Origin of the sequence: Pseudoalteromonas sp. NZS71_1 (genome assembly GCF_015864305.1) — a bacterium.
GTDB classification, from domain to species: Bacteria; Pseudomonadota; Gammaproteobacteria; order Enterobacterales; family Alteromonadaceae; genus Pseudoalteromonas; species Pseudoalteromonas arctica.
The window spans coordinates 113,046-138,201 of sequence record NZ_JADYXM010000007.1 but is presented as its reverse complement, the minus strand read 5'-3'; the positions used below and the strand labels follow the sequence as shown (position 1 = coordinate 138,201).

The window sequence follows — 25,156 nt, the reverse complement described above, 5'->3', positions numbered from 1 at the left end:
GAACTTACTTCGCGCTCATAGAGTCCAGCTTAAACGTAAAAAGCGAGGTGTAAAAACCTCACCTACAATAAACATCAAGCACGTAGGTGCGAATTCACTTCGCGCTTGAGTAATACTTAAGCTGTACCACCAACTGTTAACCGATCAATTTTAAGGCTTGGTTGGCCTACGCCTACCGGTACGCTTTGACCATCTTTACCACAAACACCAACACCTTTATCAAGTGCTAAGTCGTTACCAACCATAGATATTTGCTGCATTACTTCTGGTCCATTACCAATAAGCGTTGCGCCTTTAATTGGTTGGGTAATTTTACCATTTTCGATTAAATACGCTTCTGATGCGCTAAATACAAACTTACCTGAGGTTATATCAACTTGTCCGCCGCCAAAGTTAGGCGCGAATACCCCTTTTTTAACTGAGCTGATAATATCGGCTTGGCTGTGCTCACCACCTAACATGTAGGTGTTAGTCATGCGAGGCATTGGTAAATGCGCATACGACTCACGGCGTGCGTTACCTGTAGGGCTTACACCCATTAAACGCGCGTTTAGCTTATCTTGCATATAGCCTTTTAAAATACCGTTTTCGATGAGTACGTTGTAAGCGGCTGGTGTGCCTTCATCATCCACATTAAGTGACCCACGGCGATCGGCCATGGTGCCATCATCAACAACAGTACACAGCTCAGATGCTACTTTTTGGCCCACTTTACCACTAAACGCAGACGCGCCTTTGCGGTTAAAGTCGCCTTCAAGTCCATGCCCTACTGCTTCGTGTAAAAGCACGCCAGGCCAACCATTACCAAGTACAACTTCCATCGTGCCTGCAGGTGCATCAATAGCTTCAAGATTTACTTTAGCTTGGCGTACAGCTTCTTCAGCAAATTCCATCCAACGTGGTTTACCATCAACAAGTTCTTTAAAGTAACCATAATCTAAACGTGCACCACCACCTGCGCCACCGCGTTCACGGCGACCATTTTTTTCAAGCAGCACTGAGCAGTTTAAACGAATAAGCGGGCGAATATCGGTGGCAAACGTACCGTCACTTGCTGCGATTAATACTTCTTCGTATACCGCCGACATTGAACTAATTACTTGCTCTGCATCGGGTGCTAGTTCACGAATATAGTTTTCAAGTTCGCGTAATAAACTCACCTTGTCGGTATCGCTCATACTCGAAATTGGCTGATGCGGTGCAAACTGCTCTTTAGCTTTAACATCACTAAATACTTTAATCGCTCTATCTTCGCCAGCATCTGCAATGCTACGAGCCGCTGTAGCCGCTTTATTAAGCGCTTCGAGGTTGATTGCATCAGAGTAAGAAAATCCTGTTTTTTCGCCGCTTACAGCACGTACACCAACGCCACGTTCAACGTTATAAGAGCCTTCTTTAACTAAGCCGTCTTCAAGCACCCATGATTCGTGGTGGCTTGATTGAAAATATAAATCGGCGTAATCCACTTTATGCTGATGTATGTAAGCGAGCGTTTTTTCGAGCTCTTCTCTATTTAGCTGGCTGTCGTGTAGTAAATGCTGTTCAACCGAATTCATAATAAATGCTCTCTAAATCGTTGATGAGACTGCACGGGCATATCTCGTCTAATTTTTTGTAACTGGTCTAAATCTGCGTTGCAGCTTATAAAACCGGTGCCTGTTGGCAATTCACTCAGGATACTTCCCCAAGGTGAAATAATAATACTGTGGCCATATGTTTGTCGGCCATTTTCATGTGTACCGTACTGAGCTGCTGCAACTACATAACATTGTGTTTCTATTGCGCGAGCTGCTAATAATGGCTGCCAATGCGCTTGTCCTGTGACGACTGTAAATGCACTGGGTACTAAAATAATATCGGCGCCTTGGCGTACTAGTTCGTTGAATAAGCCACTAAAGCGCAGATCATAACATACTGTTAAGCCTATTTTACCAAAGGGAGAATCAACAACAACCACATCGCTACCTGCTTGGGTAAAATCTGACTCTCGATAGCTACCTGTTTGATCATCTACGTTTACATCAAATAAATGTATTTTGTTATACGTTGCAACCAGCTCGCCTTGATTATTATATAAGTGCGATGCTGCATAATATTTATGTTCGTTAAATGGCTCAGGCATTGTCCCTGCATTTAACCAAATATTATGGTGTTGGCACAATTCACTAAGTTGTAGTTTGTATCGCTCAACTTGCTTAGCAACACGTAACGTGTCGTTGCCGCTTTTACTAAACACTAAAAAAGCCTCAGGCAAACAAACAAGTAATGGTCTTGTTGCGGGGAGGGTTTTAAGTGCGCGCTTTAAGCTTGCTATGTTGTCATCAGGGTTTAGCCCTGAACACATTTGTAGGGCAACTATTGTGGGTGTGCTTATGCTTGCTGTTTTGTTCATTGCGTTACTGTTACTTGAGCATCTTTAAGTTTTAAATCGACTGATGCTTGTGGCTGATTTTGCGCAGCTTGAGGAAGCGTAACTTCACGACTTTTTCTGTCGAGTTCTTGAACAATAGGATCGTTCATTTTACCCGTTACTTTAAAGTTGATCTCTGAGATGACGCGCGCAGAATGAATAACTTTATCAATTGCTAAGGCAGCAAGCCCTGTTACTGGGTTTACCATCCATGCAACTATAACCGGAATACTCGAGGTTACCTGCGGCGCTACAGCAAGATCATAATCTATATCAAGCGTGTTTAAATTTGCATAACCTTTAATGGTTAAATCGGCGGGTACGCCGTCCATTTTGGTATCTTTAGTGTAAGCAATACCGTTTTCTAACTGCATAGTGCCTTGCATGCTGTTATAAAAAAAGCCCTTTGAAAATACATCTCTAAAATCAAGTTTCAGCTTGCGTACTAATGAATCAAGGCTCAGTAACGAAAATACGCGTGCCCCGCCATCGCTAACTTCAGTTAAGTGACCTTCTCCTAAATCCCAAGCTATCTCGCCACTTAAACTTTTCACATCAAAATCATAAGGTGCTGCTTGCCAAGTAAGATCATAATTTAGATCGGCTTTTGAATCTTTAATCGCGGAGGTTATATCAAACTCACCAAACAGTGCGCCTATGTCATCACTTTTAAGCTCGCCACTTAGCGTTGTTAATCCATTTTGCCACTGCCCTTTAGTGCGCAGTACATGATCGCCTTTATCGACTACAAGTTCTGATATTGATAAACGCTCTCCATCACCTAATAATGACGCACTCACTTTATCAAGTTGGTAGCGGTCAATTTTGCAATCACTACATTCAAACTCAATAGCAGGTATTTTAGTAAGCCAGCTCAAGTCTTTCTCAGGAAGTACATCTGTTATTTCAAGTGCTTGCTCATTGTGCGGTGCAAAATTAAGCCTTAAGTAATCGGCATTAATTCGTATGGGCTGGCTAGGCTGTGATGTAGGAATAAAAACCCCAGCTCTAAGTTCTTTAGCATTTAGCTTTAGGTATAAATCGTCTTTTGATGGTGCTAAACGCATTTCAAAATCATTAAAAATGATGTTACTCGCATCAAGTAAACCTATATTTGCGACCACCTCATTAAGCGGTGGCATAATCCCTTTTGATTCTTGATCTGGGTTTGCTTTACCCGCTTTAATTATTTGATCAATCAGATCAAACCAAGGCACTAATTCACTCTGTTCTAGATTTATATTTACGCTTAAATCTTTTTGGTTTAATCCTAAATCTTGTTTTCCGAGCACAAAATGGACATTGCTAAACTGTGATTTACCATTTTCTAAAATAGCATTAAAGTAAAACTGTTGATTAGCGTTTGCTGTAATGAGATTAGAAATGTCATCACCTTGTACTATTGCATCAAGCGCCCACACTTGTTCACTATTTTTATTATAAGGTGCAGGTAGATTACTTGTTAAACCAAGTAGTTCTGAGTTTACCTGTGCACGGTAATTAAAACCTTGTTCTTCAAAATTAAGTACTAAGCCAATATCAACATCACTTTGCCCGCTTAAATAATTTTTTAATATACCTTGTCCACTATCTATTAGTGTATCGGCGTCAATTTTGGCGTTTATATCTATGTTTGCTTGGTAATTTTTTGCATCACTTTTACTGCTGTAATTAATAGTTAGCGGCATGCCCAACCATTTCGCAGTCGCATTTTTAAGTGTGATATTGTCGTTTTTAAAATTAAGTTCGCCAGTTAAGTTTTTAAACTCAATACCTGGTGTTGCTATAAATACTGGCAAGTCATTTAAATTAACCTTGCCGCTAACACTGGCTCCACCTTTAAATTTTGAGCCTACTAAAAGCTCAATACTGGCATCGGCTTCGCCTTTGCCCTGCACAACTTTAAAAATTTCAGCAAGAGGTTTGGCAATAGGTGTCGCTGCAAAAAAATCATGTAACTTTTCCATTTGTGCTTTTTTATCAATTTGCACAATAAGTTCATCAGCATGCATTAAATCTGCAATGCTTACCTGTACACTATTACCAATATCTAAATTAACCAACTTACCTTGCTGGCTATATATGTCCATACGCTCATTATCAAAATGTAGCTGTACGTCGGCATTGGTGACCAAAGGCCAATCAGGATCAAACTCATAGGTTGCGTTGTCTATTTGCGCTAATACACCAAACTGGCCACTGCCATCGGTGAATGGAAAGCCCGATAAAGAACCTGCAAATAAGACTTGTGCTTTAGATACTTCTCCGCCTTTAATTGCCCCATTTAAATAGCTAACGAGCTCAGGGCTCATTGCTTTTAATGGGAAATAATGACCTGCAATTTTGGCATCTGGGGCGAAGGCTTCAGCGTAAAGATCTAATCGAGGATCATCTGTTAGACTAATTTGTAATTCTGCAGCAAGAGTAACTTCATCATTATCAAACCATATATTGTCACTACTTATATGCCAGCCATCATCTCGCTTAGCTAAATCTAGCTCTACATTTAGCTGATTATAATTTATGTCGTTACTAAAGCTTTCGCCTGTAACTAATGTGCCATTTTCGCCAAATAAATTTATTCGACCACTACTTTGATTAAGTAAACCATTTACTCTAAGTCCTTGTGCTGCAGGTACCGATCTTAATTCTTGCCAACCAATATTGTCAGCCTCAAACCATAATTGCCATTGCTGTGCATTAGAAAAATTTAAATAAGCGTGATCTATTTGCCCGCTAGGTTGGCGCTCTAAAAATGGTTCAAGTGCATCAAAATTACTTAGCCCTGCTAGGTTACTAAGTAATTCAAAATCAACTTGATGGAGCCACACTTCATTTTTCGCCCCTAGTTGAGCTTCAAACTCTAAACTTGGCCATGCTTTATCGTTACTATTAAATGTTAAACCGGTGCTTTTTAAGTGCCAGCTATTTTGCTCGGGATATAGATGGAATCCACCTTCACTCAAGCTAACTTGTTGGCTTTGCTCTTCTCGCTGCCAACGCACAAAGCTTGGTAGCCACTGCATTTTTATATCGCTTACAAAACCTTTATCTAGTTTTAGCCACGCTTGTAAATTAATATCGCTATGCAGTTGTTGCTTTTGCGTATTTATATATTGCGCTAACCAGTTAGATACATCGACCTTATTAGCCTGCACATAAATGTCGCCCGCAACTTGCTCTAGGGTATCGCCAGTAAGTGCTATGCGCGCATCAAAATCACCGACCGAAATACCCGGCAATGCTAAGCTCCCACTACCAAGATGCTGCTCATCTTCATTTTGCCAAACAATATTTTTGAGGAGTAACTTACGCTCTTTACCGTCTTCTAGAACAAAGTTAATACTGGAATTTTCTATTGCAAAATGACCCGTTTTACCCAAAAACAGTTCTTCAATTAGCTCTTTTTGCTCAAAAGAGACTTCGTCGTTGTCACCGTTTTTAAATAAGTTGGTGATATTTACACTGGTATGAAAACCATTAATAACAAAATAATTAGATCTAAGTTGCAGTGCTTTTAAGCTTTCCCATAAGTTTAGCTCTAAGCTGGTTTTAGCAATGGTGAGTGATATTGGTGCAGTTTCGTTATCTTTAAACGATAAATTCTCTAGTACTAATGCAGGACCACTACCCTGCCAACTTGCTGATATTTCACCAATAGATAAGCTTATTTCAAACTTTTCGTGTAAATAGCTTTCTATATTACCTTTGTATTCGTTTGCATACGGGAGGGTATATTTTAAAATTGAAACAATAACGGCCAGTAATACCAAAATTATGGCGCAGGTTTGCCATAACTTTCTAAAACAAAAAAAACAGACCGCTTTTGCTTTCATTACATCATTACCACATCAAACTGTTCTTGGCTGTATAAGCTCTCTGTTTGAATATTGACTTGCTTACCAATAAATAGTTCAAGCTCGGCAAGGTTATGATACTCGTCGTTTAGTAAGGCTTCACTTACAGCTGGCGCTGCATATACCATAAACTTATCGGCAGCGTATGCTCGATTAACGCGTACTATTTCACGCAGTATTTCGTAGCACACTGTTTCAACTGTTTTTTGCGATCCACGACCAGAACACGCCGGGCATACATCACATAAAATATGTTCTAAGCTTTCGCGTGTACGTTTACGCGTCATTTCAACAAGCCCGAGTGCTGAAAGCCCATTGATATTTGTTTTAGTGCGATCTTTTGCGAGTGCTGATTCAAGTGAATGTAATACTCGGCGCTTATGATCCTCACTTACCATATCTATAAAGTCGATAATGATAATACCGCCTAAATTACGCAGCCTAAGCTGGCGAGCAATTGCAGAGGTTGCTTCTACGTTGGTATTAAAAATTGTTTCTTCTAAATTACGATGTCCCACAAATGCACCAGTATTAACATCAACAGTCGTCATTGCTTCTGTTTGGTCAATAATTATATAACCACCAGATTTTAGTGTGACTTTACGATGTAGTGCTTTTTGAATTTCGTTTTCAACGTCAAACAAATCAAATATAGGTCGCTCACCTGGATAGTATTCGAGTACTTGAGACAGTTGTGGAACAAACTCTTCAGTAAATAACTTTAGCTCTTCATGAGTAAGTTTAGAGTCAACGCGAATGCGTTCCATATCTTCGCCTACATAGTCACGTAGGGTTCTAAAGGCAAGCGTTAAATCTTCGTGAAGGATGCTGGCCTTACTGGTTTTTTTGCGACGAGCTGTAATTTTTTCCCACAGTTTTCTTAAAAAACCGGCATCGTGTCGTAATTCTGCTTCGCTAGCGCCTTCGGCTGCTGTACGTACAATAAAGCTGCCATTTTCATCGCCATATTCTGCGACTATTTTTTTAAGGCGTGAGCGCTCTTCTTCAGTTTCAATACGCTGACTAACCCCTACATGGGTCGCATCTGGCATAAACACTAAATAGCGAGAAGGAATAGTTATATCTGTGGTGAGTCTTGCGCCTTTAGTGCCTAGCGGATCTTTTACCACTTGCACCATAATGTATTGGCCTTGACGAACTAACTCTCTAATGTCTTGTACTTTTTTTATTGGTACGTCGTCTACGCCTTCAACAATAGAGGCACTATTTACAATATCGGATGCATGTAAAAATGCCGCTTTTTCAAGGCCGATATCAACAAAAGCAGCCTGCATACCCGGAAGTACACGGCTTATTTTTCCTAGGTAAATATTGCCTACAATACCTAGATTACCAATTCGCTCTAGCTGTATTTCTTGCAGTACACCGTTTTCTATTAGGGCAACACGGCTTTCGCTCGGTGTGACATTGATCAGTAATTCTGTACTCATGTTACCTTCTTAAGAATGTTTTTAATAATTGTTCGGTTTCATATAAAGGTAAGCCTACAACAGAAAAATAGCTACCCGCAATGTGAGTTACAAAGCGACCACCTAAACCTTGGATACCGTAGCCACCGGCTTTATCTTGTGGCTCATTAGAATCCCAGTAGGTATTTATTTCTTCATCAGTTAAAGTTTTAAAGGTGACATCTGTGCTTACAACACAGCTAAGCACATCATTTTGCGTCGCAAATGCAACTGCGGTAAGTACTTGATGTGTGTTACCTGATAAACGTTTTAATGTGTGTATAAAATCGTTTTTATCACGAGGTTTACCCAGTGATTCATTATCGATAACAACCACGGTATCACTACCAAGTACAGGGCGATCAGTATATCCAAGCTCTACACCGCTTTGGGCTTTCAAGCGAGCTAAACGCTCAACAAGTGCTCTAGGTTGCTCGTTTGGAAGTGGGCTTTCATCTGCATCAACACTAAATTGTGTAAATTCGACACCTAATTGGCTTAATAACTCTTTACGACGGGGAGAGGCTGATGCCAAATATACTGCGGTAGTCATTACCTGATCCTAAAATGTCTGCGATATTTACGAAGTAGTAAAAACACCCAAAACCAACTAACCATTCCGGTTGCTACTGGCCATAAATACTGTGGATTAAAGTAAACCCCTAACAAAAAGTGATTTAGCCAAAACTGCATTAAATGATACAGCGTTAAAAACAAACCAATTAATAAGCTCTGTTGCCAAAGCGAAAAGTTACGAATTTTTTGAAAGTTGCTCGCGGTTACAAATATACATATTGAAAATGTAAGCGAGTTCACACCTAACGGTGAGCCAGATGCTAAATCTATTAATAAACCAACAACCCAAGCAGTACCAATATTTAAACGATGCGGTACTGCCAACGACCAATACATAAGTACAAGTAAAACCCAGTCAGGTCTAAATGGTTCAAACGAAAAAGGGAGCGGCATTAATGCCATTATTAACGCAAAAAAGATGCTTAGCGCAATTAACAATGAATAACGATTAATCATCGCTGATTTGCTCCTGTTGATTACGCCATAAAATAACCAGCAAACGAATGCGATCTAATTGCGCAATCGGTTCTGCAAAAACTTGTGCAAACGGGCGGCCTTCATCACGGTTTATTTCGGTTACTACAGCCACCGGGTATCCCTCTGGGAATGTGCCACCTAATCCTGATGTAACAAGTACATCGCCAATTCGCACATCTAAGCTGTGCGGAACGTGAGAGAGCTTAACGACGTTAATTTTACCTATGCCCTCAACAACCGTTCGTACATCGTTACGCAGTATACGCACAGGTGTGGCATGCGTAGTGTCGGTCATGAGTAATACGCGTGACGTAGTTGACCCTACTTTAGTTAATTGCCCTACTACACCCATCTCATCAATTACGGCTTGGCTTTCACTAAGTCCATCGGTGGTACCACGATTTATAACAACTTGATGGCTATACGGGTTTGAATGCACAGAAAGTACTTGAGCAATAATTTTACGATTTGATTGCTTTGCAGATGAGCCTAATAAGGCGCGTAGTTTTTGGTTTTCTCTGGCTAGAAATTGATACTGCTGAAGTTGCTCGCTTTGTAGCATTTGCTTTTTTTTCAGCGCTTCGTTTTCAGTAAGAAGTTGCTCTCGCGTATGCAGGCTTTTAGCACTTAAGCTAAATAATTCGTAGGGTAAATTAGCAACATAAATTAGTGGGCTAACTAAGGTATTGAGGCTGGTACGAACAACGGTACCACCTTGCGTATATCTGTCTCCAACAATGAGTGCGATACTCAAAAGCACTGCGACAAAAAGTCGCAGTTGCAAAGAGACTGTGCGTCCAAACATTAATTTCATTAGTCGTAACTAAAAACGTCACCACCATGAACATCAATCATTTCCAATGCTTTACCACCACCACGTGCAACACATGTAAGTGGATCATCAGCAACAACAACCGGAATACCCGTTTCTTCCATTAATAAACGGTCTAAATCTTTTAACAATGCGCCACCGCCAGTAAGTACCATACCGTGTGCAGAAATATCTGATGCCAGCTCTGGTGGTGATTGCTCAAGCGCAACCATTACTGCACTCACAATACCCATTAATGGCTCTTGTAGAGCTTCTAGGATTTCGTGTGAGTTAAGTGTAAATGAACGCGGAACACCTTCAGCAAGGTTACGACCGCGCACTTCAATTTCGATTGGCTCATCAGTTTTAAACGCAGAGCCAATTTGATGCTTAATATTTTCAGCTGTCGCTTCACCAATTAAGCTACCAAAGTTACGGCGTACATAATTAATGATAGCTTCGTCAAACTTATCACCACCAATACGAACAGATGATGAGTAAACAACGCCGTTAAGTGAAATAATAGCAACTTCAGTTGTACCACCACCAATATCAACAACCATAGAACCTGTTGCTTCTGATACTGGTAAGCCTGCGCCAATAGCTGCTGCCATTGGTTCTTCAATTAAGTAAACTTCACGAGCACCTGCACCCATTGCAGATTCACGTATTGCACGTTTTTCTACTTGAGTAGCACCACACGGTACACAAATTAGTACACGCGGACTTGGACGCATAAAGTTATTGTTATGCACTTGTTTAATGAAGTGTTGTAACATTTTTTCTGTTACAAAAAAGTCAGCAATAACACCGTCTTTCATTGGACGAATCGCTTTTATATTACCCGGTGTACGACCTAACATAAGCTTTGCTTCTGTACCTACAGATGCAACACTTTTAGGTCCACCAGCACGCTCTTGGCGGATAGCAACAACAGAAGGTTCATTTAATACAATGCCTTCGTCTTTTACATAAATTAGGGTATTGGCTGTACCCAAGTCGATCGATAGATCGTTAGAAAAAATACCACGGAGTTTTTTAAACATGAGGCTGGATGACCTTTGAAATACGTTCTTATATTAGCTGCCTCACTTTAACATGCTCAACTATATGAGCAATATAAAGCGCAGCGCCTTTGTGAATTTGTGAAAAAAGGAAGCAAAGCTTCCTTAATTGAGTTTTATCGTTCGCGAACTAAGCGAAAACCAATGTAGTTAGATCTAAAATCAGGCGCTAAAATTAAACGCGTAGATGCACGAGCAAGGCTTGGTGCAAAGTTCCACGCTCCGCCTCTTACTGCTACATCAGACTCACCTGATTCTTTATCGGTCCATTCCCATACATTGCCTACGGTATCGTATAATCCAAATGCATTTGGAGAAAAAGAACCTACTGGTGATGCACGTCTGTTTGACCATTCACTACCACACCAACCACAGTTAGCTAGGTTTTTACCAATTTCGTTACCCCAAGGGTATTCTGTTTCAGTTCCTGCGCGTGCTGCGTATTCCCACTCAACTTCGTTAGGTAAACGAAATTGCTGTCCTGTTTGACCAGATAACCACTCAGCATAAGCTTTTGCATCGTTATAAGTTAAACATACAGCAGGAAAGTCACTGCCTTGCTCAAAACCAGGATTACGCCAATTTAAATTTGCTTCCCATACTGGTTCGCCATTTAAATAATACGCACACCCTTTATTTTTTTCCGCTTGAGTTTTATAACCTGTATTTGCTACAAACTTTTCGTAGGCACCCACGGTTACTTCTTTACTTTGCATAGCGAAAGAATTTGCTATTACTTTTTCAATTACTGGACGTTCATTAGCTAAACCATTGCCGTTAATATCGCCCATTTTAAATTTGCCTGCAGGAATAACGACAACCGGCGTTTCAACGTTTGCATTTAATACATTAACGTTTTCACTAACCTGGCGTGTTGTTACTTCTGGTTGCTCTCGAGTATAGGCCGGTGCAGCAATCGACTTAGGCTTTTTTACTAAATTTGCATTAATTGTTTGCGCTTTATTCAAATCAACACGTGCTTGATAAGGTTTATAACCAAGTTTACGTATTTCAATGTTATGAATGCCCGGCGGTAAACGTGTAATCAAGCGTGTTGAGCCAAAGCTTACACCATCGATAAACACTTCATCGTCGTATACGTTTGATCGTAATGTTAGCTCTACCGATTGATCCTTCTTCTTATTAAGGATAGAAGGGTAATCTTTTTTCACCGATGCAGGTTTAACTGAATAATCACGTACTGGCTGCTCATTTAAACGAGAAACCGACACTGTGTTGCTATTATCCGCGCTATTACTGAATGTTAACTGACTATCAGTAAATGTATTGTTATACGCTGGTTGATAAGCAGCCGTAAGTGGCGTGCCGTACTCAGAACAATAGCGGTTATCTATGCTTAATAAGCTACATAAACGGCTGCTATTAACTTCGCCGCGCATAGTTACGCTTAAGTTAACGTTGTAATTACCTTGGCCGCTAAATGCACTGTTAACTACATGGCTACTTAATATTTGTACTTGAGCGCCCGCCAAATTGCGTTTTGGCTCAACAATGCGCTCTTCTGTTAGATTTGCAAAAATTTGATCAACAAAGCGTTTAGTTGCTTTTTGTAGACCCATTTGCTGACCGCGTTGCTCACATGCTGCTAGCGTTTCTGTTCGCTTACAGTTAATAGTGTGGTTAACCTCAAGCGTACCTTCACGTGTAAACTCGTTACGTAAACGCTCTACGCGGGCTGTAGTTAACTGCTCTTTTAAACTTTCTAATGTATTTAAAAGCGTATGCTTAGCAACACGAATTTGTTCTATATCTTTACGGTGGGATGCAATTGCCGCCAACTGCATAGAAATGTCATCTTTATTTTGCTTATGATCAATCACCGCTTTTTGATAGCGTGATTGAGCCGCACTAATATTAATAGTGGGATCGTCAATTAAACGACGGTACATTTCGTTCATCGCATCGAGCGCTTGGTTTTTTTCTTTATCTAGCTCTGTAGAACGAGAACGAAGTAGCTCTAATTGATTTTGTAACTGACTTTCTTCTTTAAGATGTTTTTCAAGTATTCTTGTCGAGTTATCGTATTCTGTCTGTTTAACACTAATCTCTGAGTCAATTCCAGTCACTGTAGCTGTGTCTTGTGCAAATGCACTACTAGCTAACAAACTAGCTGAAATTAACAGAGATAAAGGAGTAATTCGCATATATTCCAGTCCCAAAAAGCGGCAATTATTTGGTCGTTATTATTTTTTATAATTAAAGCCTTATGCTATGTACTTGCAGCACAAAACACAAGCTTTGTTCAATTATTATATTAGTTTACAACTATTCGCGTGTTTCACGCCAGTAAATAACCCGATCATTTCCTCTAAAGCGTCCAAATTGTAAAATAGTACGAGGATCAAGCTGTGTTCCATCGCCCTGCCAATCCCACTTTAACCAATCATAAGTATTATATTCTAAGGTAAATTCACCCAAACCATTTGGCTGTGCATAAATACCGTTATCTGCCGGATACACTCCCGCTTCTAGCTGGCCAGATACACCAGTCCCATATTTATAGGTTAATTGTGGGCTGCTAGGTGATATTTGAGTGATTTGGGTATGATCAAATACACTACAATTATCTTCAGTGTTATTTACAAATCCACTGCCGTTGTAATACTGAGCCTGCATAGGAATAAGTAAAGGGTCGAGATCGGAGCCTGCGTTATTGCCAAGGACTAAACGTCCAAACCTAAACTCTATCGGTAATGCATTTAGTCGTACGCTATTACAACCACCCGAGCATGCTGTTTGTGTATTAGGTTTATCATTTGCATCAATGAGTGTTGCTCCTTCTATGTTAGAAAGCGTTGCCATTAAGCTCACCATAGCGAACGGTCCGTCTGCTTGCCCTACACCTAATCTTTTAAGTGTCGTGTTGAGTTGGCTCATTTGCCATTGACCATCGCTTGTATCTCCCCAGTTGTTATTTCCTAGGTTTACTAAGCGGCTAGTAAAATTAGTTGCAGGTACATAGTTACCTACTTCATTATTTTCGGCATTAACGTCTACACTTGATTTATCAAAGCCCGCTTTATAATTAGCCATTAGCTCACCATTTTGATTTTGTGCTTGTACTGTAAAGCCAAGTTCAAAAGGTTGATCAAGGTAAGTTAAATTACTGCCGTATTGCGTGCATTGCGCGGCAGCTTGAACCCCCACTACCTGAAACTGCGAAGGTGCAAAACGACCAACGTTATATAGCTCACCTTTTACATCTCCCGCACCAAAATAATCGGCATCTTGAAGGCCTGCTGTTAAATCAATGATGCCAACTTGGTCGTAATTATATTGCGATATAGATTCACTCAAACTACCTGTGTTATTAAAGGCAACAGTACTCATAGCTTCAAGCGTACCTTGAATGCCTGGCGTAGGCGCTTTAAGTAATGCCTCTACAAGTGGTTGCTCTGTAATAAAATGCTTGGCAATGGTGTTATTTGTAATATTGCTGTAGTTGTCTGGGAAACCATCGTTGTTAGTGTCTTGCCCTGTTTGCCACTGCACCGCATTCATTTTTAAATCAAATGCTTCGCCCGTTAATCTAAATAAGCTCCCATCAGCGTCTGCTGCATAACCATCACTTGCAACCTCCATCGCTAATCCAAATGGCTTTACAACATATTCATTTGAACTACCTGTTAGATTTACTGACAGGTTAGTAATTGGATCTAAAATTAAGTTGGTTTTTACATTTAAACTCAACTTTCCTGCATCGGGATAATTTATAACAATCGGGGCTTTAGAATCACTATCAAAGTTTAGCGTGAACGATTTAGCTGCTTGCTCGACCGCAAAGGTATTATTGTTGTTACTAAGTGAAACCGTATCGGAGCAACTTGCACCAGTACTGCATATATACGATAAATCTAAGCTTACATCGCCACCAGCGGGAAATGCAGCTTCGCATACGCCCGTAGTGGTATTTGTTTTTACCGCTTGAATAGATAGCGCTTTTGCATTAAATCCAGTATTTGAAGGCTTTGCTGATAACTGAGTAGGAATTGTAGTATTACCATCGGTTTCGTTATTAAAAATAAATCCAGCATCAGAAAACGTAACTTTACAGCCACTCAAACCAACATTATTACCACCGATATAACAACGAAGAGGTGCAGAAGGATCAGCAGTGTTATATCCAAATGTAACACTGCCTGTGGTGCGTTTAGCAAATTCGACAACCGCTGATCCTGTAAAATTAATATTCTCCCCCGTAACCCAACTTTGCTGACCACTATTATCTGGAGAAAGGTTTAAACTAGACGGCTCAGCAAATAATAAATCGCAGGCATCATTAGCGCAGGCTGTTAGTGTCATTTCTTTAGCTTCACACGTTAGACCTTTGTTATCGCTTATTGTTAAACGATAATGATCCAGTGTTTCTGGTGTATAAATACCACAAAAACCAGGGATACTTTCGGGTACTGGTAGAGCGTCAAACGTTGAGCTCCCTTCGGTAATAATTTGAGTAGCCGATGTAATTGATCCCTGATACGTTACATTTTGAGCGATTCTTACCTCACCAGTGGCAACAATATAGCCCGCAATATTTGCATCGGCTGCAATAGCAACCGCACCATCCACATAAATAGCCAAGTACGCGCCAGTTTCTACTACTATATTTGTTTTACCTATATTCAAAAATGAAGTTGATAGAAGTGAGGTTGTGTCTTTTAAAAAAATACGTGTAGGCGCTGTTACTCTGTATTGTGTTTCCAGCATACTTAACTGCAACTCATCGTAATAATAGTCGCCAGCTAAAGACGTAGGTACGGGCCCTGTTGAGCTACCATCATTTGTAACCGTTGGCACCTGCGCCGCTTGATTAGGCTCTAAAGAGTTATAACCACCAGCAACACACGCCTGACCATTACACAAAGGAGGGCTTGTCAGCGCTGTAGAAATTAAACTTGTGGTGGTGACAAACTGCGCATTACCATCGGTTATTTCTACTCCCTGCACCAGCTGCACTTCACCATTGTTATAAGTAGAAATAGCGCCTGGAAATAGCGTATCACAATCTAAAATATCACCATTAAATACAAAGGTACTGGTCATGGCGAGTATTGATGCTTCCTCGTTTACGTGACGGCGCTCGTTATCGCCATCACGATCTTCGTCAACAACTAGCCCTAACCTGTCAGTTCGCAGGTTACAGCTGCGTAGCCACCCGCCATCATCTTCTTGGCGTGAGTTTTTACTTGCTACAACTAACGGAGCCACACTAAAGTTATTAGTAAAACTAAAGTAATTACAGCCATTGCTCCAGCCGTCAACTTCAAAGCCTGTGAAAAAAGTTTCCCACGATACCTCAACGCCATTATCGTCAGAAAATGTGCGGTTACTTCCGGGCTCTACAGCCATATAGGCAACAGTTTCGGTTTTTATGAGCCCAAGTGCTGTTTCAGATGCTTCTAAAGCAATATTAACGCCGCTGGCAGATAGAGAATTACTTTCTACTGCAACTGTTAAAAACGGAATTAATGCCTCAGAAGGTGGATTGCTGTCTATGCTATTGAGTGTTTGTAACGAATGGAAAAAGTTTGGCCTTTGAGTAAACGGTTCAGCAAATGTTAAAGGCTTATAGCCTTTAGGTGTTAATGGAGCAAAGCCAGACTTAGAGCCATACTGTAATTCGAGCAATAGATCAGTATTACCTACTTCCATAATTGTGCCGTCTGGAAATTGATGCACACCATACTCAATAGCTAAATAGTGCGCCCCCATACTAATATGTCCACCATCCTCTCCTGAAGGTTCAAGCGGTAAGGCCTCAAAGCTAGTTGTGGTTATATTACGTATTCTTATTATTGCAGGGTTTCCGCCTTGGTTTGTTGAGAGCATAAAAACAGCAGGAGGCGTTATATATTGCTGTTGAAAATTAACTTTTGTCCAAACAGGCGATGTATATGTATCTTGCAGTTCTATATAACGGCCTTCGATTTTTGGAGGCACTGCATTTGCGTAATTACAAAGTAACACGCAGCTAAAAAATGTAATGACCAATGCATTTTTCATCATGGTAAAGTTTTAGCCTCCACACTGAGCGTTCTTTGTGTTTGCCAATAATCTTTTCTGCAGCTACTCCCTGCAGGGCAATCAATTGCGGCGCACGTTGCACTGCTTTGTAAGTAATATATATTCACAAGCCCGTTGGTTGTACTGCTATCAGGTAAGTCTATATATTCATCGCAACTCACCACTACTTTACAGTTAGCTAAATATGCAGTTTGGAAGGTTAAATCAGTAGTAACTGATGTACAGCTCTGAACTGAGCGATTTGTTGGAAATAGTTGCGTTAAACCACTTTCTAGGCCGCTTTGTGCTGCCATAAAAGCGCGAGCCCCATAATACTCAATCGTATTTTGTTGAGATGCACCAGAAAGCACTTTAACTAATGCTAATCCTAGTGCTAATAAAGCAACAATAATTACTAAAGAAACAATTATTAAGTTCCCTTTTTGTTTACTGGGTAAGGCTTTTCCGTGAGGATTTTTTTTAAGGTACATTAGGAATATGTACCTCATAGTTAAAGTTCATTACTTCAGTATCGTTAAATTGCATTTGCGCATTCACATTAAGCACAGCGTTTCTTTGTAGGGAGAGCGCATCAAGAGTAAAAAATAAATCGCTCGCTAAATTATTGGCAATGTAAATACCTAATAAATCACGTTTAACACCACTGCTTATTTGTAAGCTCACGGCATCTAATTGATTAACAGTAAAACCGTAATTGGTATATCTATATAAATACTGCCCTTCAACGCAAAAACTTACAGGTTCTGAAAGTAAATAAAGGCGTTTACTCGGCGACTCTTGGGCAAATGCTTTGCTAAATTGCCACTCATCAATTTCGCTCGCTGAACTATTAAATGCTGATACTTGCAAGCGCTTATTATTGTTTTCATCGTATATATCAGCACTGCTTAATGGGTAAATAGTTGCCCAATCTCCAGCTTGCGGCTGCGTTAAATTATTAAGTTCAAAATCAACAGCGCTAACATTAAAAGGCGCTACGGTAGGTAGGTAATTTGTATAGTGAGTGGCCGATAAAAACGGCGTAAATTCTAAACACTGCTGAGCACTACAGGCCCCGCTAGTGCTGTTATCGCAAGAAAGCCTTAATGAATTAGGCGTAGCGTGGCGAAGCTCTTTACTAAGTCGCGTTATTAAAAAGCGGGCCTGGGCTACTGCTTCTTGACGTTCAACACCTTGTGAGTAAATACTGACCCCAGCACCAATAAATGAAAATGCACTTACGGCTAAAATACCAATAATAACCATGACAAGTAACAATTCTATAAGTGTAAATGCATTTTGGTATTTAGCTCTTTGCATTAGTAATTCCCTTTATATGCACTAAAGCCGTAAACACCACCTAAAGGTGATGTTACTTCAATAGTAATACGCTTAAAGGTTGTGCCATCGTTGATGGTCAATTCGTTAAAGTCGCTATCGTACTCAACAGTAACAACTAAATTAAAGTCGCTGTACTCACTTAACACCTCACCTAAGCTATTAGTAATAGGCTGGTTAGACAGTGCAATATAGTCATCTACATCGTTATAACTGGTTCGGGTTTCTAGGTCTGCCCCTAAGCTATCGACGCCTAAATTGCCCTCTGCGGTACAAGGCTCTGCACCTAAGGTTGTTTCGCCGCAACGCCTAAAAGGTGCACTTCTATCGCTGCGCTCATCAAACGATTTACTTTGAATTTCGTTCATTAGTGATTGACCAAATTCAGAGGCTCTTAAAGCAATAATTGGCTCTGCACTTTTTTTTGCTTGCGGGGCAATGAGCGCGGTAATAATGCTTAATGCAATAGCAAACATGACTATGCCAATAATAAGCTCTATTAGAGTAAAACCTTTTACTTTAAGGGCACGCATATATAAGCCCTTCACCACTTATGCATACGCCAGCTAATCCAACATCTATTCGACACTGCGAAGTGCAGGTTTGATTTGATTTACCTAAAGGATCAAAACTAATTTGGGTAAATATATTCGCGTTACTATCTAAAGCACTAAATGCTATATCACTTCTTTGCGTGTTTATTTGTACCACTAAATGATCGGTGTTATTAGCATCGGCTCCACCGGTACATGTATCGGGTGTGGGGGGAGCAATAAGTGTGGAGGTAATATAAAGAGTATGGCAACTTGTTGTCGCTGTATTTTGCATTGCACGTAGCTGCACTGTTCTAAGTGCATTTAATGTACGGTCTCGATATGAGTATGCATCTTCTGTTGAGCTGCCCAGAAATTTGGGAACTGCCGTTACCGACAGTATTCCCAATATCACTAGAGTAATAATTAACTCAATGAGTGTGAAGCCACGCAATCGTTGCCTACTACTGCTTATCATTTAATATTAATTAACATTCATCAGTAAAAATATTAATTGTAGGAGCCGTTACTACAACAGGCCCTGTAGTTGCAGTTGCTTGTATGTATTCAATTCTGCACTCATCATCAGCAATGTAACTATTAGGGTATATAATAACTGTTCCTGTTGTTGTCGCATCAATATTAAAGTCATCTGTGTCTGGTGCTGTAGATGGAGCAAAGCTAACATCTAAAAATGCTTCAAATGCAGCAAGTGTTGCTGCTGGGTAACCATAAACAGTAGGTACTGGTACACCAGTATCTACAGTAACTGTAGCCGTTGCCTTTTTGTGATCACTAGCAATAATAGACTTGCCGTTTACGATATTCATACCGCTGCGAATAGAGCCTTGTAAGCCTTCGAGTGTTGAAGCATTTGCATCACCTTGCAAGTTTAAAAAACGAGGTGCTGCAGTAACAGCTAAAATGCCTAAAATAACAATTACGATGATCAATTCAACAAGTGTAAAACCTGCTTGTTTATTTATTGGTAAACTTTTTAACGATTGCGTTTTCATAAATAAGCCTCTTTTAAATTACTTAGTTTTTAAATATTTTTACTTTGCCTGTTTTAGCAAAGTATGAAAAACCTGTTAAACCTGATATTTCACCCGTATTGGTAGGTATACTTTTAATATCAATGGTATGAGTTAAATAGTAGACGCATTGCGTACTTTCTGCATTGTACCTAACTAAAAAACTTACACTTTTTATTATCGATATTTCACTACTTAAGGTACTGCTTGGTGCATCTTGTAAAATTACATTTAATACTTGGCGGCATTTATGAGCATTTATAGACTCTGCGCGAGTATCTTTTTTTTCTGTTCCATCACCCGTTGGTGTACCTAACGATCCATCAACAGCAACTATCACTCCTCCATAATTAACGAATGTTATATTTGACTGACTATTTGGTCTCCCTTCTAACTCCCATTGACCTCTAACCATGCCAACAGCCGATGAAAAACTACCCGCAATAGCATCTACGCTTGCATTATGCGTTTGATTTTTAATACCTATATATTGAGGTATAGCAAAACTCAAAATTACTGCCAGTAAAATAACAACAATAACTAACTCAAATAATGAGAAACCTTTTGAGTAAGCTATGGTTGTGTTCACCTTAATTCCCTTTAATTGCCGACATCATGTTCCACATAGGCATAAAAATACCCAACGCTAAAATCAGCACCATAATGGCAACGAACACAGTTAAAATAGGTTCTATTTTGGCTGTTAAGCTTCGTAAGTCATAATCAACTTCACGCTCATAATAATCAGCTGCTTCTTGAAGTAACTCATCAACCCGACCGGTTTCTTCACCTACAGCGACCATCTGTAATACAAGCTGAGAAAACAGCTCAGAACTTTTTGAGGCTCTAAGTAAGCTATCGCCTTTTTCTATATCTTGGCGCATAGTAATAATCGCTTTTTCCATATAGCTATTATCTACGGCATGCGCTGTTAGCGATAACCCCGTGGTCATAGGTACGCCAGAGCGCAATACCATAGCTAGACTTTGGCTGTAGCGCGCAAGCAATGTGCGTTTTAAAATATCGCCAATAAATGGAATTTTTAATTTATATTGATCCCACTTGAAGCGCCCGGCATCTGTATTTAAATAACGCTTCCACGCAAATACCGCTCCAATACCCATTACCAACAATAACCACCAGTAATTAACAAAAAAGCTGCTAGTACCAATTAATATTTGAGTCATTAACGGCAATTCGGCATCGAATTTGGCAAACATGCTCGCAAAGGTAGGAATTACAAAAATATTTAAAATAACCATAGCTGCCACAAGAGCCAAAATAACAAAAGTAGGGTAGCGCATAGCTGCTTTTATTCGTTTGCGAGTTTCCTGTTCTTTTTCAAAGTAAATAGCGAGTTGATAAAATGCATCTTCTAATCGGCCAGAACCTTCACCAACCATTACCATTGACACTGTTAATCGGCTAAACACTTCATTATGTATCGCCATCGCACTGGATAAGTCACGGCCTTGTTCAAGCTGCCGAGTAACTTCCATCAATACATTTTTAAATTCTTTATTTTGTGTTGTATCTGCTAGCCCAATCATTGCTCGTATAATTGGAATACCTGCTTTTAATAGCGAATACATTTGCCTAGAAAACATAATCATGTCGTCTAGTGTTATTTTTTCGACAAATAAATTATCAAAAATTTTAATATTATTTTTTGTTTCAACTAAAGAAATTGATATTGGTATAAATTGACGCTTCATTAAACTATCAGCTACGCCAGCTTGGTTACTTGCTTCTAATTGGCCTTTTACCAATACACCTTTGCTGTCTTTCGCTTTATAGCTATATAGTTGCATCAATATCCCCTACTATTTCTGGGATATATTCAGCCACTTTAAATACTTCATCTAAAGAGGTAATACCTTGCTTAGCGTAATTTAGTGCCATTGTTGAAAGTGGTGAAAAGTTAGCACTATTTTTAGCTGCCTTTGCAAAACCTTGTGTGTCGTTAACCCGTAATGCATCCATCATCGCATCATCCATTTCGAGTAACTCAAAAATACCTACACGTCCTTTATAGCCACTGTGATTACATGCGGTGCAACCTTGCCCTTTAGAAAATTGAGCATCTGTAATCTCTTCGCCTAAATATTTTAACCAACTTAATTCTTGGCGATCTGGCAAGTACGGTACTCTGCAGTCATTACATACTCGTCTTACTAATCGCTGAGCAATAATCGCGCGCAGTGAACTTGCAACTAAATAGGCTGGTGCGCCCATGTCGATTAAACGCATAGCACTAGTAATTGCATCATTGGTATGTAACGTTGATAGTACGAGGTGGCCTGTTAAAGCGGCCCTTAATCCAATATCTACGGTTTCTTGGTCACGCATTTCGCCAACCATTATGATGTCAGGATCTTGCCTTAGAGCGGTCCGTAAAATACTGGCAAAACTTAGCCCTATTTTATTATTTATTTGTACCTGGTTAATACGGCCAATACGATACTCAACGGGATCCTCTACGGTAATAATTTTACTTTCTTGTTGGTTTAACTCACTTAATGCACCATAAAGTGTGGTTGTTTTACCCGAGCCTGTTGGCCCGGTAACTAAAACCATGCCATGTGGACGTTTTATAATGCTGCGCACACGTTTTAATATGTGTACAGGCATACCCGTTTCATCTAACGATAGTAATCCTGCGGATTGATCAAGCAGCCGCATTACAACTGATTCACCATGCTGGACCGGCATGGTAGATAAGCGAACATCAATACTATGACTGCGCACTTTTATATTAAACCGGCCATCTTGAGGAAGGCGTTTTTCAGATATATCTAATCCCGACATAAGCTTTAAACGTAGCACTAGTGCCGATGCTATTTTTACTTGGTTAAGAGTGTGCTCTTGTAATATTCCATCTACACGTTGACGAATGCGAAGCAAACCTTCATCTGGCTCAATATGAATATCAGATGCGCGAACTTGCACAGCATCCTCAAATATTGATTGCAGTAACTTTACGACGGTTGCATCAGATGTCTCATCACCTAAAGAGTTTAAATCAAACTCTTCTACGTCTTGGTATTCTTCATGGAGTTGTGCTGCAAAGTTGGTAATTTCATCTGTACGACGATATACGTTATCAAATGCAGCCATGATTTGGCTTTCTTGTACAACAGCTAAATCTATTCGTTTAGGAGCAAGCATAGTCGCAAGTTGATCAAGCCCCCTTAAATCAGCAGGATCGCTCATCCCGACCAAAACAGAGTCACCATTGTCTTCGATTACTAGTGCTCTGTAACGACGCGCATATACCTCAGATAAAAGCTTAGATACATCGTGTGATATTTTTCGCTGTGATATATCTAAAAAAGGTACCTGTAATTGCTGCGCTAAAAAGCGTAATAATTGTGGTTCACTAATAAACTCAAGGGTAATAAGTGTGGAACCTAATTTACGACCAGTCGCCGCTTGAACATTTAATGCTTCACTTAGTTGCACTTCGGTGATCATGTGTTCGTGGACAAGTAAATCGCCTAAGCGCATTTTTAAACTAGGTCTCATACGGCCTCCTTTAGTGCAACTAAACGCTGTAATGCATGCTGGGTCATAGCGGTATTTAACCCACCTAAATCTAGAGCTACTTTATAAAGCTGTTTAGCATCGAGGTACTCTCCTAGTGCATCTTTTGAGGTTGCAAGTGCAAGCCACCACTTGGCTTGACTAGGCTGGAGCTGTGTAAGATGTTTAAAGCTTTCAAGTGCTTTATGGTGCTTACTCGCACTTTGCGCAGCAGTACCTTGCAGCACCCAAAAATCAAGATTCGCCTGGGATTCAAATTCATCACTTAAAAGCAGTAATACCCCTTCATACTGTTGTTGCATAATGAGTATTTTGCTTAGCATTACACGCCATTCAAGTACGTTAGGGTTTTGGCGAATACCTGATTGCAAAACCTGTTGCGCAGAATTTATATCTTGTTGTTTAAAGTAAGTTGCAGCCAGTAAGTTTCGGGCCTCAACATGTAAAGGCGATTGCGCTAAAATAATGTTTAAATCACTAATAGCTTCGTTGTATAAGCCAAACTGTATTGCCTGTTTAGCTGCTGCTAATTGCTCGACCAATAAAGCCTGTGGTGACTTAGTTTCTGCTGCGCTTTTGATCATAGTATTTTGTGGCTTAGTTTTAGTCACTGAAGTAGTTTTTGGCTTGCTGACAATAACTTTGCTAGCCACTAACATATTATCTTTAGCTAGTGCAGGGCTTTGTTTAACCTCGGCAATTACAACCGGCTCAGCCGTTGGCTGAGAAACCAGTAATGTTGCTTCACTCAACTTGGATTCAGCTAAATCATTCACTTCTGGTTTTATTTGCTCAACTTGCACAGCCTTCTTCACAACTTCTTGCTCAACTAAAGGCTCTACAGTGCTTTTTTCATCTTGAGAATCAGATAAATTAGAGCTCAAAACCGCGACCATTTTTTGCTGTGGTAGCACAGATTCACGTTGAGTTTCTTTTTTGTCGGCGGTCGGTAAATACAGGTATGCTAAAAAAATGACACTTAGCATAATAAGTAAAATTGCGGCTTTAAATACAATGTTTTTTACATCATATATTGGCTTTACGCTTATACCTTCTTGAATATTCACTTGTTTAGCTTCACGTTGCTCAATATTTTTAAGCATATTATTTATAACGCTCATAACCACTGCCTCCATACCCATATGGCAGCAATAGCTAAAACACTAAACATTAACGCGCTGTAGCTCCAATATTGACCGGTTCGATATTTTGCGCAGTCTTCGGTATCTTTTATGGCAAGCTGAATATGGCGATTTGTTATTGTATTTAACCCTTCACCGTAAGCTTGTAATAGTGCTTTGTGGCATAAAATATTAACTAACCTAGGAATTCCACGGCTTGCTCTGGCAATCTTAAGCCCCATACTATTATTAAATAAAGGAGGCCTATTAAATCCTGCAACTTGTAAGCGATGATTAATATAATAAACAACCTCAGCGCCAGTCATCGCCCTTAATTTATACGAAAAACTGATACGTTGGCGTAACTGCCTTACTTTATTGTTTGCCAGTTTTTCATCAAGTTCAGGTTGCCCAAATAACACAACTTGAATCAACTTTTCGCTTTCTGTTTCTAAGTTAGTAAATAATCTCAACGCCTCTAGAGTCTCCCAACTCAAGCATTGCGCCTCATCAATCAAAAGCACTACGCGCTCATTATCTTCTTGTAAGTCGAGTAAGTGATGATTTATAAGCTGCCCTAGTGCTTGTTGGTCCAATGCTTTATCTACATCCATACCCAGCTCAATTGCAATCGCCCATCTAAGCTCTTCAGGGCTTAAATAAGAGTTAGGTAAATAAGCCACAATGTAATCTGGCTCAAGTTGGTTTAATAGCTTCCTACAAAGCAACGTTTTACCTGTCCCAACTTCACCGGTGACTTTAATAAACCCCTCACCCATTTCAATGGCTGTTGTTAGCACTTGCATCGCTTCGTGGTGCGGCTCAAGTGCACAAAAAAATTGTGTGTTAGGGGTTAACGTGAAAGGCATTTCACTTAAATTAAAAAAGCTTAAATACAT

20 protein-coding genes are annotated in these 25,156 nt (G+C 40.0%); all 20 read right to left on the bottom strand.

Translation table 11 applies throughout. From position 1 onward, the window contains the following. Window positions 1–116: 116 nt before the first annotated feature. The 20 genes from tldD to I6F43_RS12095 all read right to left on the bottom strand — a co-directional run bounded on the left by tldD (window position 117) and on the right by I6F43_RS12095 (window position 25,156). Window positions 117–1,556, bottom strand: coding sequence for a metalloprotease TldD (gene tldD / locus I6F43_RS12190; RefSeq protein WP_101163214.1), 1,440 nt, complete (start codon window positions 1,554–1,556; stop codon window positions 117–119). Then, complete coding sequence (locus I6F43_RS12185) at window positions 1,553–2,392, bottom strand: carbon-nitrogen hydrolase family protein (protein WP_197102535.1); 840 nt, start codon at window positions 2,390–2,392, stop codon at window positions 1,553–1,555. Before I6F43_RS12185 ends, tldD begins: the two co-directional genes overlap by 4 nt. After that, window positions 2,389–6,246 carry a YhdP family protein gene (locus I6F43_RS12180; protein WP_197102533.1) on the bottom strand — a complete coding sequence of 1,286 codons (3,858 nt, stop codon included), beginning with the start codon at window positions 6,244–6,246 and terminating at the stop codon, window positions 2,389–2,391. The genes I6F43_RS12185 and I6F43_RS12180 overlap by 4 nt, the downstream gene beginning before the upstream one ends. Then, window positions 6,246–7,718 carry a ribonuclease G gene (gene rng, locus I6F43_RS12175; RefSeq protein ID WP_007586345.1) on the bottom strand — a complete coding sequence of 491 codons (1,473 nt, stop codon included), beginning with the start codon at window positions 7,716–7,718 and terminating at the stop codon, window positions 6,246–6,248. Before rng ends, I6F43_RS12180 begins: the two co-directional genes overlap by 1 nt. 1 nt (window position 7,719) lies before the next feature. Beyond that, a complete protein-coding gene (locus I6F43_RS12170) occupies window positions 7,720–8,289 on the bottom strand; it encodes a Maf family protein (protein ID WP_007586343.1) in 570 nt (189 codons plus the stop codon). Next, on the bottom strand, window positions 8,289–8,768 hold the full coding sequence (gene mreD / locus I6F43_RS12165) for a rod shape-determining protein MreD (protein ID WP_007586341.1): 480 nt from the start codon (window positions 8,766–8,768) through the stop codon (window positions 8,289–8,291). Before mreD ends, I6F43_RS12170 begins: the two co-directional genes overlap by 1 nt. Continuing rightward, a complete protein-coding gene (gene mreC, locus I6F43_RS12160) occupies window positions 8,761–9,603 on the bottom strand; it encodes a rod shape-determining protein MreC (protein WP_193371825.1) in 843 nt (280 codons plus the stop codon). Before mreC ends, mreD begins: the two co-directional genes overlap by 8 nt. Continuing rightward, window positions 9,603–10,646, bottom strand: a complete 1,044-nt coding sequence (locus tag I6F43_RS12155) for a rod shape-determining protein (protein ID WP_007586338.1) — start codon at window positions 10,644–10,646, stop codon at window positions 9,603–9,605. The genes mreC and I6F43_RS12155 overlap by 1 nt, the downstream gene beginning before the upstream one ends. Before the next feature lie 134 nt (window positions 10,647–10,780). After that, a complete protein-coding gene (locus I6F43_RS12150) occupies window positions 10,781–12,829 on the bottom strand; it encodes an SUMF1/EgtB/PvdO family nonheme iron enzyme (RefSeq protein WP_165721207.1) in 2,049 nt (682 codons plus the stop codon). Between the two features lie 121 nt (window positions 12,830–12,950). Next, window positions 12,951–16,691 carry an H-type lectin domain-containing protein gene (locus tag I6F43_RS12145; RefSeq protein ID WP_197102531.1) on the bottom strand — a complete coding sequence of 1,247 codons (3,741 nt, stop codon included), beginning with the start codon at window positions 16,689–16,691 and terminating at the stop codon, window positions 12,951–12,953. Then, window positions 16,688–17,179: an agglutinin biogenesis protein MshP gene (locus I6F43_RS12140; RefSeq protein WP_197102529.1), complete on the bottom strand. Its 492-nt coding sequence runs from the start codon at window positions 17,177–17,179 to the stop codon at window positions 16,688–16,690. Before I6F43_RS12140 ends, I6F43_RS12145 begins: the two co-directional genes overlap by 4 nt. Continuing rightward, on the bottom strand, window positions 17,169–18,008 hold the full coding sequence (locus tag I6F43_RS12135) for a PulJ/GspJ family protein (protein ID WP_197102527.1): 840 nt from the start codon (window positions 18,006–18,008) through the stop codon (window positions 17,169–17,171). Before I6F43_RS12135 ends, I6F43_RS12140 begins: the two co-directional genes overlap by 11 nt. Continuing rightward, window positions 18,008–18,559 (bottom strand): type II secretion system protein, encoded by a 552-nt coding sequence (locus I6F43_RS12130; protein ID WP_197102525.1) that lies wholly within the window; start codon window positions 18,557–18,559, stop codon window positions 18,008–18,010. Before I6F43_RS12130 ends, I6F43_RS12135 begins: the two co-directional genes overlap by 1 nt. Then, a complete protein-coding gene (locus I6F43_RS12125) occupies window positions 18,546–19,013 on the bottom strand; it encodes a type II secretion system protein (protein ID WP_231614074.1) in 468 nt (155 codons plus the stop codon). Before I6F43_RS12125 ends, I6F43_RS12130 begins: the two co-directional genes overlap by 14 nt. Before the next feature lie 34 nt (window positions 19,014–19,047). Further along, window positions 19,048–19,575, bottom strand: coding sequence for a prepilin-type N-terminal cleavage/methylation domain-containing protein (locus I6F43_RS12120; protein ID WP_169061024.1), 528 nt, complete (start codon window positions 19,573–19,575; stop codon window positions 19,048–19,050). A 22-nt stretch (window positions 19,576–19,597) separates the two neighbouring features. Then, window positions 19,598–20,182 (bottom strand): pilus assembly FimT family protein, encoded by a 585-nt coding sequence (locus I6F43_RS12115; RefSeq protein ID WP_197102521.1) that lies wholly within the window; start codon window positions 20,180–20,182, stop codon window positions 19,598–19,600. A gap of 1 nt (window position 20,183) precedes the next feature. After that, complete coding sequence (locus I6F43_RS12110; protein WP_010553774.1) at window positions 20,184–21,404, bottom strand: type II secretion system F family protein; 1,221 nt, start codon at window positions 21,402–21,404, stop codon at window positions 20,184–20,186. Next, a complete protein-coding gene (locus I6F43_RS12105) occupies window positions 21,391–23,118 on the bottom strand; it encodes a GspE/PulE family protein (RefSeq protein WP_197102519.1) in 1,728 nt (575 codons plus the stop codon). The genes I6F43_RS12110 and I6F43_RS12105 overlap by 14 nt, the downstream gene beginning before the upstream one ends. After that, window positions 23,115–24,257 carry a tetratricopeptide repeat protein gene (locus I6F43_RS12100; RefSeq protein ID WP_169061027.1) on the bottom strand — a complete coding sequence of 381 codons (1,143 nt, stop codon included), beginning with the start codon at window positions 24,255–24,257 and terminating at the stop codon, window positions 23,115–23,117. Before I6F43_RS12100 ends, I6F43_RS12105 begins: the two co-directional genes overlap by 4 nt. Continuing rightward, window positions 24,254–25,156, bottom strand: coding sequence for an ExeA family protein (locus I6F43_RS12095; RefSeq protein WP_007586321.1), 903 nt, complete (start codon window positions 25,154–25,156; stop codon window positions 24,254–24,256). The genes I6F43_RS12100 and I6F43_RS12095 overlap by 4 nt, the downstream gene beginning before the upstream one ends.

Bases quoted from the DNA above. Each gene is read 5' to 3' on its own strand.
- I6F43_RS12140 (WP_197102529.1), bottom strand. From the start codon at position 17,179: ATGTACCTTAAAAAAAATCCTCACGGAAAAGCCTTACCCAGTAAACAA.
- I6F43_RS12095 (WP_007586321.1), bottom strand. From the start codon at position 25,156: ATGTATTTAAGCTTTTTTAATTTAAGTGAAATGCCTTTCACGTTAACC.
- I6F43_RS12170 (WP_007586343.1), bottom strand. From the start codon at position 8,289: ATGACTACCGCAGTATATTTGGCATCAGCCTCTCCCCGTCGTAAAGAG.
- mreD (WP_007586341.1), bottom strand. From the start codon at position 8,768: ATGATTAATCGTTATTCATTGTTAATTGCGCTAAGCATCTTTTTTGCG.
- I6F43_RS12145 (WP_197102531.1), bottom strand. From the start codon at position 16,691: ATGATGAAAAATGCATTGGTCATTACATTTTTTAGCTGCGTGTTACTT.
- I6F43_RS12155 (WP_007586338.1), bottom strand. From the start codon at position 10,646: ATGTTTAAAAAACTCCGTGGTATTTTTTCTAACGATCTATCGATCGAC.
- I6F43_RS12105 (WP_197102519.1), bottom strand. From the start codon at position 23,118: ATGAGACCTAGTTTAAAAATGCGCTTAGGCGATTTACTTGTCCACGAA.
- I6F43_RS12110 (WP_010553774.1), bottom strand. From the start codon at position 21,404: ATGCAACTATATAGCTATAAAGCGAAAGACAGCAAAGGTGTATTGGTA.
- mreC (WP_193371825.1), bottom strand. From the start codon at position 9,603: ATGAAATTAATGTTTGGACGCACAGTCTCTTTGCAACTGCGACTTTTT.
- tldD (WP_101163214.1), bottom strand. From the start codon at position 1,556: ATGAATTCGGTTGAACAGCATTTACTACACGACAGCCAGCTAAATAGA.
- I6F43_RS12185 (WP_197102535.1), bottom strand. From the start codon at position 2,392: ATGAACAAAACAGCAAGCATAAGCACACCCACAATAGTTGCCCTACAA.
- I6F43_RS12150 (WP_165721207.1), bottom strand. From the start codon at position 12,829: ATGCGAATTACTCCTTTATCTCTGTTAATTTCAGCTAGTTTGTTAGCT.
- I6F43_RS12120 (WP_169061024.1), bottom strand. From the start codon at position 19,575: ATGAAAACGCAATCGTTAAAAAGTTTACCAATAAATAAACAAGCAGGT.
- I6F43_RS12100 (WP_169061027.1), bottom strand. From the start codon at position 24,257: ATGAGCGTTATAAATAATATGCTTAAAAATATTGAGCAACGTGAAGCT.
- I6F43_RS12180 (WP_197102533.1), bottom strand. From the start codon at position 6,246: ATGAAAGCAAAAGCGGTCTGTTTTTTTTGTTTTAGAAAGTTATGGCAA.
- I6F43_RS12130 (WP_197102525.1), bottom strand. From the start codon at position 18,559: ATGCGTGCCCTTAAAGTAAAAGGTTTTACTCTAATAGAGCTTATTATT.
- I6F43_RS12135 (WP_197102527.1), bottom strand. From the start codon at position 18,008: ATGCAAAGAGCTAAATACCAAAATGCATTTACACTTATAGAATTGTTA.
- rng (WP_007586345.1), bottom strand. From the start codon at position 7,718: ATGAGTACAGAATTACTGATCAATGTCACACCGAGCGAAAGCCGTGTT.